The sequence below is a fragment of the Pseudomonas sp. 21LCFQ010 genome, assembly GCF_024129905.1.
Taxonomy (GTDB): Bacteria; Pseudomonadota; Gammaproteobacteria; order Pseudomonadales; family Pseudomonadaceae; genus Aquipseudomonas.
The window spans coordinates 291304-302272 of the sequence record NZ_JAMYDZ010000005.1 but is presented as its reverse complement, the minus strand read 5'-3'; the positions used below and the strand labels follow the sequence as shown (position 1 = coordinate 302272).

Annotated in this window: 11 protein-coding genes; 6 read left to right on the top strand and 5 right to left on the bottom strand. The window is 61.4% G+C overall.

All coding sequences use genetic code 11. From position 1 onward, the window contains the following. Positions 1 to 303 precede the first annotated feature (303 nt). Both NJC38_RS09210 and NJC38_RS09205 read right to left on the bottom strand, forming a co-directional pair. Positions 304 to 807, bottom strand: a complete 504-nt coding sequence (locus NJC38_RS09210; protein WP_045488607.1) for a GNAT family N-acetyltransferase — start codon at positions 805 to 807, stop codon at positions 304 to 306. Between the two features lie 107 nt (positions 808 to 914). Continuing rightward, complete coding sequence (locus NJC38_RS09205; RefSeq protein ID WP_253113639.1) at positions 915 to 1802, bottom strand: LysR family transcriptional regulator; 888 nt, start codon at positions 1800 to 1802, stop codon at positions 915 to 917. Positions 1803 to 1895: 93 nt separating this feature from the next. Between NJC38_RS09205 and NJC38_RS09200 the strand changes: the two genes are divergently transcribed. Genes NJC38_RS09200 through NJC38_RS09185 form a run of 4 tightly spaced genes read left to right on the top strand, consistent with a single transcriptional unit; the run spans position 1896 to position 5547 of the window. After that, positions 1896 to 2684 carry a transporter substrate-binding domain-containing protein gene (locus NJC38_RS09200; RefSeq protein WP_253113637.1) on the top strand — a complete coding sequence of 263 codons (789 nt, stop codon included), beginning with the start codon at positions 1896 to 1898 and terminating at the stop codon, positions 2682 to 2684. Continuing rightward, complete coding sequence (locus NJC38_RS09195) at positions 2681 to 3466, top strand: amino acid ABC transporter ATP-binding protein (RefSeq protein ID WP_366855704.1); 786 nt, start codon at positions 2681 to 2683, stop codon at positions 3464 to 3466. The genes NJC38_RS09200 and NJC38_RS09195 overlap by 4 nt, the downstream gene beginning before the upstream one ends. Further along, positions 3463 to 4140 carry an amino acid ABC transporter permease gene (locus NJC38_RS09190; protein WP_253113636.1) on the top strand — a complete coding sequence of 226 codons (678 nt, stop codon included), beginning with the start codon at positions 3463 to 3465 and terminating at the stop codon, positions 4138 to 4140. Before NJC38_RS09195 ends, NJC38_RS09190 begins: the two co-directional genes overlap by 4 nt. A gap of 6 nt (positions 4141 to 4146) precedes the next feature. Continuing rightward, entirely contained in the window at positions 4147 to 5547 is a 1401-nt protein-coding gene (locus NJC38_RS09185) for an MmgE/PrpD family protein (protein WP_253113634.1), read from the top strand. A gap of 15 nt (positions 5548 to 5562) precedes the next feature. Here the strand turns inward: NJC38_RS09185 and NJC38_RS09180 are convergent, their stop codons facing one another. Next, positions 5563 to 6186, bottom strand: a complete 624-nt coding sequence (locus NJC38_RS09180) for a TetR/AcrR family transcriptional regulator (protein ID WP_253113633.1) — start codon at positions 6184 to 6186, stop codon at positions 5563 to 5565. A gap of 51 nt (positions 6187 to 6237) precedes the next feature. Then, a complete protein-coding gene (locus NJC38_RS09175) occupies positions 6238 to 6819 on the bottom strand; it encodes an NAD(P)H-dependent oxidoreductase (protein WP_045488596.1) in 582 nt (193 codons plus the stop codon). 214 nt (positions 6820 to 7033) lie between these two features. On the opposite strand from NJC38_RS09175, the gene NJC38_RS09170 reads away from it, so the two are divergent. Both NJC38_RS09170 and NJC38_RS09165 read left to right on the top strand, forming a co-directional pair. After that, positions 7034 to 8353, top strand: coding sequence for a mechanosensitive ion channel family protein (locus tag NJC38_RS09170; RefSeq protein WP_253113631.1), 1320 nt, complete (start codon positions 7034 to 7036; stop codon positions 8351 to 8353). A gap of 1126 nt (positions 8354 to 9479) precedes the next feature. Continuing rightward, the gene (locus NJC38_RS09165; RefSeq protein ID WP_045488584.1) at positions 9480 to 9881 is read left to right on the top strand and encodes a hypothetical protein; all 402 of its coding nucleotides are present in this window, start codon (positions 9480 to 9482) and stop codon (positions 9879 to 9881) included. 142 nt (positions 9882 to 10023) lie between these two features. Here NJC38_RS09165 and NJC38_RS09160 read toward each other — a convergent pair whose 3' ends face one another. Continuing rightward, positions 10024 to 10827: a helix-turn-helix transcriptional regulator gene (locus tag NJC38_RS09160; protein ID WP_253113694.1), complete on the bottom strand. Its 804-nt coding sequence runs from the start codon at positions 10825 to 10827 to the stop codon at positions 10024 to 10026. Positions 10828 to 10969: the final 142 nt, after the last annotated feature.

The following is a 10969-nucleotide window of genomic DNA, read 5'->3' as shown; positions in this document are numbered from 1 at the left end:
GGTAGAGATAGACTTTTTCGACTTTGGCGTCGGGTCGCATCATGAGGTGCTGGCTCCGGAGGGAATCGGGAGCACAGCATCCAGAATCATCTGGCCGCGTTGAATGTGGGGTTCATGGAGCGGTTACAAACGATTCGCCCGCTGATGCAGAGCGTCATGCCCGGGCGTTGCTCCTGCCTGAGCGCCACCACCAGCCTCGCTGCACACCGTCAGCCGTCATCCCGAACCTGCGCCCGAGCGTGACCAGTCGAGCAACTACTAAGCACCAGGCCGGACTTACTTTGCCGGGGTCACGACTTGCTTTTAGTGAGTGACCCGCGTCACCAGGTAATTGACCAGCTCCGGGTCGTCGTCCAGTTCGATGGCCCTGGCCGGGCGCGGCAGATCCTCCAGCACCTTGTTCCAGAATGCATTGGCCGCATCGTCCTGCTGGGAGTAGCGCACCAGCCAGTTCTCGTGACCGCTCATCAGCACCTGGCCCATCAACGCCCGACCGATTCCGCGACGCCGGTACTTCTTGAGGATGAACAGGTCGGCCAACTCCAGTGCATCGATACCCGGCAACTCGCTTCGCTCCACCAGCATGAACCCCGCCACCTCGCCATCGATCAGCAACACGCTGGCGCTCCAGTCAGGCTCCTGCCAGTAGCGCACCAGATGCTCTTCATGAATGTAGTAACGGCCATCGAGCTCGACGTCCTGTTGCTCCCAGTCGGAAGACTCGTAGGCATAGAACTGGTACAGGTTGCGGATCAGATCAATCTGGTCAGGGGCGGTGGGGATCAGCTCGACGGTGAGGTCGCTCATCAACGGACCTTAATGTAATGAATATAACGAAGGCACAGCATGCCGATTGGCGCGGCCATGAAATCAGGGCCGCTATTGTTAACAAAATATGGCCGATAGCAACCCTGTCATCGCGCGGCCTCCAGGACTTCGCGCAGCGCGTCGATGCAGCGCAGCGCGGTATCGCTCATCGAACTGCGCCCGGCCATCGCCGCCACTACGGCAACGGGCATGGCCGGCTCGAACGGCAGTACCGCCAGGCCCTGGCGCGGCGTGCCGGCCAGGGAAAACTCGTCGACGATGGTCATCCCCTGGCCTTGACGAACCAGGTTGATGGCTAGGCTGTAGCGGTTGGTCTCCAGCGACGATACCGGCCGTTCACGAAAGCCCGGCACGGCACTGGCCATCATTGCCACCAAGCGCGGGTCGGTGGTGATGTAGATGACCTCACGCGGGTCCAGGTCAGCCCAGCTGACCGCCGCCCGCCCGGCCAGCGGATGCCCGTCCTGCATCACACAGACCATACGCCCGACGCATACCAGCCCGGCCGGTGGCGCCTGCTCGTCCAGCGGCTGGATGAGAAACCCCAAGTCGTACTGACGACGTGCGATAGCGTCCTCGATCTCGTTGTTGAGGTACATGTCCAACACCAGCCCATGATCGGGAAAGGCCTGACGCAGCCTGGGCGCGATCAGCGGCAACACGTTGATCGCCAGCGCCGGGGTGGCACAGACACGCAACTGCCCCACCCGGTAGCGCTTGACGTTATCGACAAACCGCTCGAAGCGGGCAATGCCCTCTTGCATACGCAGCGCCTCGTCGAACATCTGGCGGGCCTCGGCGGTGGCTTTCATCTTGCCGCCGCTGCGCTCGAACAGGGTGAACCCCAACTGCTGCTCGGTGAGTGCCAGGCTTTTGCTTACCGAAGGTTGAGACATCCCCAGGGCCTGCGCGGTGGCGGTCACCGAACCGAGCTGCACCACCCGGACGAACACCTCAAGCTGCTTATTGCTCATCGCCATAACGGAATAAACTTATGCTAAATATGAATTTCAATACATGAACTATAGTTCATAGACTGGATTTCTTTATAGCCTACAGGGAATGTCATGAAGCCGTTCATTACTCGTTTGACCACCTTGGTAACGTTGCTGGGCACCCTTGCCGGTGCAAGCCTGGGCAACGCTCAAGCCGCTCAGCCTGCCGATGCCCTGGGCGGTCATCTGTTGCGCGTCGGTGCGGTCAATGCCGCGCCCTGGTATCAGAAGGATCTGCTGAGCAACCAGTGGACCGGTCTGGTGCCGGATATCGTCCAGGCCGTACTCGAAGGTACCGATGTGCAGGTCGAGTACGTCGACACACAATGGGGCACTGCGGTGGCCGGCCTGCAATCGAATCGCTTCGACCTGCTGGGCGGTTTCAACAACACCCCCGAACGGGCCAAGGCCGTGGACTTCACCCGGCCGATGGGTGCCCACAAGATTGGCGTGCTGACCCTGGAAAAAGACGCCAGCCGCTATGCCACCTGGGACAAGATCAACACCTCCGCCATCAAGCTGTCGGCCATCGATGGTTCGGCTGCCGCGAACCTGCTGCAACCGAAGCTGACCCACACTCAATGGGTGATCGTGCCCAACAATGACGCCCTGCAACTGGAAGTGGAAAGCGGCCGCGCCGACGCGATGCTGACCAACGATGTGCAGATGGCGTTGTACATCACCAAGCGCGGCCAGGGCACCATGGTCATCCCGTCGCCGGTGCAGGAGCAACCGACCAACATGGGCCTGCGCAAGGACCGTGAGCAACTGCGTGCCTGGCTGGACCAGCGTCTGGAAACCCTGGAAAAAGACGGCACTCTGGCGCGTATCTGGGCCAAACACGTGCCGGTGCCTCAGTGAGCAACGCCCCCCTGCTGCGCGTCAACGCACTGGGCAAGGCCTTTCATGGCCGTCCGGTGCTGCATGAGGTGTCATTCGAACTGGCCGCCGGCGAAGTGCTGGGCATGATCGGCTCCAGCGGCTCGGGCAAGTCGACGCTGCTGCGCTGCCTGAACCGGCTGGAGCGCCCGGACAGCGGCCAGGTGTGGCTCGACGGCGAGGAAATCGGCGTTCACGGGCCACAGCGGCGTCCGGTCCCGACTCGCGTGCTGGCCCGCCAACGTGCTGCCATGGCCATGGTTTTTCAGCATTTCAACCTGTGGCCGCACCGCACGGTGCTGGAAAACGTCACCGAAGCGCCGCGTATCGTGCGGGGCGTGCCCCGCGAGCAAGCCACCGAAGAAGGTCTGGCAGCCCTGCGGCGGATGGGCCTGGAGCACAAGGCAGACGCCTACCCGGTGACCCTCTCCGGCGGTCAGCAGCAACGGGTGTCGATTGCCAGGGCGCTGGTCATGAAACCGCGGCTGATTCTGTTCGACGAGCCCACCTCGGCGCTGGACCCGGAGCTGGTCGGCGAAGTGCTGGCCGTGATGACCGACCTGGCCCAAAGCGGCACCACCATGATCGTGGTGACCCACGAAATGAACTTTGCCCTGCAGGTTTGCCATCGCATCCTGCTGCTCGACCAGGGCCGTATCATTGATGAAGGCTCACCGCAGGCGCTGCTGGCCCGGCCTGCCTCGGCGCCGGTGCGACGCTTTCTCGGTGCGCAACCCGTGGTGCAGGAGCGCCCCGAAAAATGATCGACTATCAGTGGGACTTCAGCGTCCTGTTCACCTACCGGGAACTGCTGCTGGGCGGCATTCTCACCACGCTGCGCATCCTTGCCGTGTCACTGACCCTGGGCATTGGCCTCGGCGTGCTGCTGGCGCTGCTGCGCGGCGCCCAGGCCCGGGTGCTGCGCCTGCCGGCCCAGGCGGTGATCGAAACCGTCCGCGCGGTGCCACCGCTGGTGCTGGTGGTGTGGGCTTATTACTGCCTGCCGATTCTGGTGGGCCTGAAGCTGTCGGGCTACTGGACCTGCGCCCTGGCGCTGGGCTTGTACACCAGCGTGTTCTTCGCCGAGATCTTCCGCTCCGGGCTGCAGGCCGTAGACCCTGGGCACATCGAAGCGGGCCTGGCCAACGGCATGACACCGTTGCAGGTGCTCTGGCGCATCAGTGCTCCGATTGCCTTTTTGCGCATCCTGCCGGCCTTCGTCGGGCAGTGCGTGATGGCCGTGAAAAACTCGGTACTGGGCAGCTACATCGCCGTGGGCGAGCTGCTTTACGAAGGACAACGGTTAAGCACCGCAACCTTCCGACCGCTGGAAACCCTGACCTTCGTTGCGCTGTTTTTCATTATTACCATCCTGCCGTTGTCGCTGCTGGCCAGCCGTATCGAACGACGTGTGCAGGCCCGATACTTCAAGCGTTGACCTCTCATGACCCTGACGACAACCCTGGCGCGCTTCGCCTGCCAATTGCAACTGAGCGACGTGCCGCCCACCCTGGTTACCAAGCTCAAACTCCACGTGCTCGATGCCCTGGGCTGCGGCTGGGCGGCCAGCGGCACCGGGCTGGGTGACCAGGCCCGGGCGCTGGCGCGGGCCAGCGGCGGCCTGGGCCAGTGCCAGGTATTCGCCGGCTGCAGTGACTACAGCCCGGCGGCGGCAGCCTTTGCCAACGCCTTCATCATCAACGCCCTTGACCATGACGACGGCGTGGAAATCGACGGCAAAGGCATGGGTCATCCAGGCTCCAGCCTGGTAGCCGCCGCCATGGCCGCGCTGGACAGCCATCCGGGTGCGATCAGCGAAGCCGACCTGCTGGCCGCCCTGGCAGCGGGTTTCGAGATCAACAATCGCCTGATCAACGCCCTGCAACCGAGCGCCGAAAGCTTCGCCAAGGCCTACGGCGTGGCCCAGCACCAGGCCATTGGCGCCGCGGTGGTCTACGCCCGCGCCTGCGGCTTCGATGAACAGCAGATGCACCATACCCTGGGCTTCGCCGCCACCCTGGCCTGCGTGCCGAGCCTGCACAAATACAACTGGCAACAGCGGCCTATTGTCACCCTCAAGGACGGCGTGGCCCCGGCCGCCCAGGCCGGGGTGCAGGCCGCGCTGATGGCTCGCGCCGGGCTGGCCGGCAGCCAGGATGTACTGGACGGGCCGCAAGGCTACTGGCGCATGATCGGCTCCGACCGCTTTGCCGAGCGGGACCTGATCGAAGGCCTGGGGTGCGACTGGTATCTGCGCTTCGGCAGCTTCAAGCGCTACCCGGCCTGCCGCTGGTTGGCCACCGCACTGGAGTGTGCACAGCAATTGATTCGCACCAGCGGCTGGGCGCCAGAAGACATTGCGCAGATTAATGTGCGCACCTTTGCACGCCTGTGCGACGACTTCATGATCTATGCGCCGGCCAGCGCCACCGACGCGCAGTTCAGCCTGCCCTACACATTGGCGGTCACCCTGATGCAGTTGCCGGCAACCGACTGGTACAGCGAAGCGAACCTGCATTCGCCAAAACTGCGGGCCCTGGCGGCGAAAGTCCACGCCGACGTCGACCCGGAACTCGATGCCCGCTGGCTCAGTGCAGATCGTCAACCGGGTGCGCAGGTGACTCTGGTTCACAGCAATGGCGAGGCGATACAGGCCGCCCAGGCGACGCCCTATGGCAGCGAGAAACGGCCCATGGCGGATATGGAAGTGATCGCCAAGGCGCAGGCCAACCTGCTGGGGCGAGTCCGCGAGCCTGAGCGGTTTATTCGTAACCTGCTGGCAAGCGGAAGTGATGCGAACTATCCGGCCGGAAGTGGCCAATGGATGGGCTGCGCCGAGACATAACCGCCTGCAAGAGCGTCAGGCCTGCGCCTGCCTGCGCAGCATCTCGACAATCACCTGATACAACTCATCCACCGCCTGCTGCTCGCTGATCTCGCCTTCCACCGCCACAGCCGCAAGCGAATCAGCCGCCCCCAACATCGCCCACAAGGCCGCCTGCGACAACCCTGCCGCTCCGGCGAAAGGCGCCAGCACCCGTCGGCACTTTTCGATGTAGCTTTTCTGGCAGGCCTTTCTCAGGGAGGCGAGCTCCGGCGAGCCGCTGAGCGCGGCCAGCACTTCGGGAATCTCGCGGCCTTCGGTGAGTACGCAGGCGATATAACTGGCCGCGATGACCTGTGCCTTGCCCTGCAGGGTTGACTCACCGGCCGCGATGGCCTCATCGATGATGTGGTTCTGACGGTTTTCAAAATCCTGGTACAGCGCCGCCAGCAAGCCGTTACGGGTGCCGAAGTGTTCGTACACCGTGGGCTTGGTGATGCCCGCCGCTTCCGCCAGGCGCCCCAGAGTCAAGGCATCGGTGCCCTCCTCGCTGACCAGTTGCCAGGCCACCTGCAGCAACTGCACGAAGCGGTCTTGCCGGGTCATGCGCGTGCGCGGGCGGGGCGTGCTGTGTTGGCTTGGCTCTGGCTGAGTCGACATGTCTGGCCTTTGCTTATCGAATGCGCCCGCATACTGCCGCACCTGCCCGGCTCAGGCAAATACCCGACGGCCGATGCCTTGTGCTATCTGCAAGTGCGCCTCGGGAAAACTCCCTTCGGCGGGCAGCAGCAACTCCGAGGTACGCACCGACGCGCCGACATAATCGAAAATGCCATGGTCGATCTGGGTACGCATCGCGCCAAAGTAACCGTGACGGGCAAACGTGCGCAGGTTCGCCCCGCCAATCGCCAGCAGATGCACATTCAGATCACCGAGTTTTTTGTCCAGGCCACCATCGGCCCGCTCCTCATACGCCCAGCCATTGGTGAACACCCGGTCGATCCAGCCCTTGAGCAACGCAGGGAACGACCACCAATAGATCGGATAGACCAGCACCAGCGCGCCAGCGCGTTCGATACGCTGCTGTTCAAATCGGACATCGTCAGGCACCTGGGCCTGATTGCGGAACTTCGCCAGGTCTGGCGCGCCGAAGCGTGGGTCAAAGCCCTGCTCACTCAGGTCGGCGACCTCAAGGGTGTGGCCCGAATCGGTGATGCCTTTTGCGACTTCAGCCGTCACCGCGTGGGTGAACGACTGCTGATCGGCATGGGCGACGACAATCAATGCGTGCATGGGATGGCTCCTGAAACCCGTTGATTACGCGTCGCTGGCCGCAACGCACTAGATACCAAAGGTAGGATACTTTTGGTATTTAGTAAACTCAGCATGCATCAACGGCTTGAACCCGACCTGTCAGATCCTGCCTTTTTTCCGATCACGCCTGCCATCTGTCATCCGTGGATGTTCTAATCGCCGGTTCATTCACCAAGAGTGCCCTGTCGTCGCAATGGATACCAAATCACTCATGCTCCGTGCTCAAGAGCTATGGAGCCTGCTGGAAAAGCACCCATGGGTACAAGCCGGCCTCGGCCTGCTGCTGCTGGTGGTCGCAGCGCTGATACTGGGTCGCCTGGCACGCTTTGTGGTGCTGCATACGGTCAAGGCCCTGGGCCGCCAGCACTCGCTGCAGTGGCTCAACGATCTACGTCACAACAAGGTCTTTCACCGGCTGGCGCAGATGACCCCGTCGCTGGTCATCCAGTTCGGCCTGAATCTGGTGCCGGAGCTGAGCACTGCCGGCAAGAACGTGCTGGGCAACATTGCCATGGCGTTCACCATCCTGTTCATGACCTTCGCCATCGGCGCGCTGCTCAACGCCTTGCTGGATATCTACGCGCGCACCGTGCACGCGCGCACCCGCTCGATCAAAGGCTATGTGCAACTGGCCAAGATGATTCTCTACATCTTCGCCACGATCATCATCATCGCCACCCTGATCGACCGCTCGCCGCTGCTGCTGTTGTCGGGTCTGGGTGCGATGTCGGCGGTCATCCTGCTGGTCTACAAAGACACCCTGCTGTCGTTCGTCGCCAGCGTGCAACTGACCAGCAATGACATGCTGCGCGTCGGCGACTGGATTGAAATGCCCCAGGTCGGCGCCGATGGCGACGTGGTCGACATCACCCTGCACACCGTCAAGGTGCAGAATTTCGACAAGACCATCGTCTCGATCCCTACCTGGCGGCTGATGAGCGAGAGCTTTCGCAACTACCGGGGCATGCAGCAATCGGGTGGGCGACGCATCAAGCGCAGTCTGTTCATCGACGTCAGCGGCATCCGCTTTCTGACCGACGAAGAAGAGCAGCGCCTGTCCGGCGTCAAGCTGCTCACCGAGTATATGACCCGCAAACAGGCCGAGCTCAAGGAGTGGAACCACGCGCAAGGCAACGTCGCCGCCATGGCCGCCAACCGCCGTCGCATGACCAACATCGGCACCTTCCGCGCCTACGCCCTGGCCTACCTGAAAAACCACACCGAAGTGCACCAGAACATGACCTGCATGGTCCGCCAGATGGCCGCCGACGAGCATGGCGTGCCGCTGGAGATCTACTGCTTCACCACCACCACGGTGTGGGCGGAGTACGAGCGGATTCAGGGCGATATCTTTGACTATCTGTTGTCGGTGCTGCCCGAGTTTGGCTTGACGCTGTATCAACAGCCGAGCGGCGCGGACATGCGTCTGGGGCTGGCCGGGCGCGAGCCCGCGCAGGGAGGGTTGGCGTTGCCGCCGGTGAAGGAGGCTGAGAAAGAGAAGGCGCAGGTTTGACGCGCACATGGAGCACTAATGAGCGGGGACTGAAGTCCCCGTTACTCGACAGGCAGCCCTGAAATCAGGATCAATCTCGCTCACATGGATCGCTCCTGCATTGCGCAGTCACTGTTCCTACATCGCCTGTCCAGCCAACATCATCCGCGTTCGCTTGCATCTGCGGCCAGGGTCGTCAACGCTCTATTGCAGTGAATGGCTGGCTTTGCCAATGCATGAAGCCTATAGGCCAGGCTTGGCGAACCACAGTAAGAACAACTTAAATGTTCATGGAATCGGAGGCTTTATGCCTGACGTCTCGATTGCTCTCATCAAGGAAAGCAACAAACGACTGTCTACCAGCGGCAGAACGCGTCTCACCACACGCTCATCTCGGCTGTCCAAAGAAGCCATCAATGCCATGATGAAACGGGCATACGAACGTTTGTCACGCTGACATGAGTCGCGAGCCTTTGTCTGCCGGCGCAGATATCACTGTCGGCAATGATCCAGGCAGATCCTGCAAGCCTCCCGCTGACAGATCATCAGAGTGCAATGCACCGGTTATATCGGGATCGGCATCAGTAACGTGCGACGTCTTCCGACGATTAGTCGAGAACTGCGATGACTTTCCAGGTCTAATCGCCTACTCACTGTACAAACGCCACAAAATCGAGTGGATTCGCAACCACACCAACGATAACCATGATGTTTTCAAGCAAGTCGCCTGTACCGCTCAACAAGTCGCCATGTACCGGGATCAAGCAGAGCAGTTTGCGAAGAACTTCATCGAAGAATCCCTCGACCAACTCGGCGCACAGTTGAGAGAGTCGATTAGCAATGATGTCATCGTGTCCCGGATAGACAGTCTGAGGCCAGGCTTCTAGCGATCGTTGGGCAACCAAACCCTTAGCGGCTTCACCTCAGTAGCGGTCGCACTCGCCCTCTTCGGTCTAATGACGCTCTACTCCAGCTATCAGGAAAAGGATGGTCTGGAGGGACGAATCAAGCAATTGAACAGTACCGTCCAGCCTGCCATCACCCCCATCAGTCCTTGAAGGACATACGACCACCCGTCGCCCCACATGGCACCCTCGCCCCGCTTACGCAGCCGAATCGTTGGTGATCAACAAAAAGGAGTACCACCATGAAATTGATTCGGCCTCACCAACTGGCCCTGGCTCTGTGCCTGGGCGTTATCACTCCCCTGAGCTTTGCCGCCACCAACACCGACGGCACGACCACCAGCCCATCCGGCACCACGGCTAACCCCGGCATGTCGCAAGACAGCGGCAACCCCAGTGGCGCCACCACCCCTGGCACCAACTCCGGTGGCAACGGCGGGATGAGCGGCAGCAGCGGCAACGGTGGTCAATCAAGCGGTACCCAAAGCGGCAGCGGGTCGACCGGCAGTGGCACCAGCGGCAGCACCGGTGAAGCGAGTGGCGCAGGCAGTGCCGGCCCAGGTGGCGCCAGTGGTGCCGGTGGCTCCAGCGGCGGCGGCTCTGGAGGTGCTGGCGGCGGCGGTGGCGCAGGTGGCGGTAGCTGACGCCTATACCGTAGCCGCTTTAGCGGCAGTACTGTTCGGTTAAGTATCACAAATCTCTGTGGGAGCAGCCGGCCTCTGCGCTACCAAGGTAGCTCCCACAGAGGTATTTTCCCGGCTAAAGCGGATCGCCGTCCGGCCGCTCCTACGCCACTCGGGTCAGGTAATCGATGAACAACCGAAACAGGTCAGCGTTGTTGGATATTTCCAGGCGCTGGTAGATGTTGTGCTTGTGCACTTTTACCGTTCCTTCCGAAATCCCCAGCACCGCCGCGATGGACGAACTGCTATGGCCCTGCAGGATCAGCTTGGCAATGTAGCGCTGGGTTTCAGTCAGTTGCCCTTGAAGAATCTCCATAAAAGCATCTTCTGACTTGGCGTCGCTATGGTCGCTGGCTTTGCAGCTGTCGCTGTAGCGGATCCGGCAGTGCAGCTCGAACAATGAGTTGATCAACGGTGCCAGCGCCTCCAGGGCACGCATTTCCCAAGGCTGAAACGGGCCACCGCTGAGGTTGCGCATCAGCGAATAGACGATGGCAACACGCGGCTGCAGAGGGATGATGAAGCCGATTTCTTCGATCAGCGTGCCGTGCCCGGACGATACACAGGGATGGATGTCCTGAGAGATGGAAAACCCTGAAGAAAAAAAGCAATCCGGCGCCAGCTCACTCATGCGCCATAGCCCGGCCGGGTGGTCGTTTATGCAAGCCACGTAGAACGGGTCAAGCAAATAGCCGCCACGGATATAGGCGTTGAGAGTGCGTTGCGGTACGCACTGGTTGTAGCCGTCGTGCACCAATACAGCGTTGTGGTTGAAGCGAAACAGGTACACGCAGCTCATGTCGAAATCGAGCCATTGGCGTAATAGTGAATCGATTGCCGGACCGAGCCGATCGGTGCCTACCGCGTTGATCAGGGGGGCTAGCCGCTGTGCATCATCGGCGTTTATGCTTGCCATGCTCATGTCCGGAAAATCCTTGCTGCGCACCCTCTGCGGGCAAGATACCCCAAAATGGTACGTAACCGCTCAGCGGTGGATATAAGGGGCCGACGCAGGTGCGCCGGCCCTTATAGCACTTTATTGGCGTGGG

Bases quoted from the DNA above. Each gene is read 5' to 3' on its own strand.
- NJC38_RS09210 (WP_045488607.1), bottom strand. From the start codon at position 807: ATGAGCGACCTCACCGTCGAGCTGATCCCCACCGCCCCTGACCAGATT.
- NJC38_RS09205 (WP_253113639.1), bottom strand. From the start codon at position 1,802: ATGAGCAATAAGCAGCTTGAGGTGTTCGTCCGGGTGGTGCAGCTCGGT.
- NJC38_RS09200 (WP_253113637.1), top strand. From the start codon at position 1,896: ATGAAGCCGTTCATTACTCGTTTGACCACCTTGGTAACGTTGCTGGGC.
- NJC38_RS09190 (WP_253113636.1), top strand. From the start codon at position 3,463: ATGATCGACTATCAGTGGGACTTCAGCGTCCTGTTCACCTACCGGGAA.
- NJC38_RS09185 (WP_253113634.1), top strand. From the start codon at position 4,147: ATGACCCTGACGACAACCCTGGCGCGCTTCGCCTGCCAATTGCAACTG.
- NJC38_RS09180 (WP_253113633.1), bottom strand. From the start codon at position 6,186: ATGTCGACTCAGCCAGAGCCAAGCCAACACAGCACGCCCCGCCCGCGC.
- NJC38_RS09175 (WP_045488596.1), bottom strand. From the start codon at position 6,819: ATGCACGCATTGATTGTCGTCGCCCATGCCGATCAGCAGTCGTTCACC.
- NJC38_RS09170 (WP_253113631.1), top strand. From the start codon at position 7,034: ATGGATACCAAATCACTCATGCTCCGTGCTCAAGAGCTATGGAGCCTG.
- NJC38_RS09165 (WP_045488584.1), top strand. From the start codon at position 9,480: ATGAAATTGATTCGGCCTCACCAACTGGCCCTGGCTCTGTGCCTGGGC.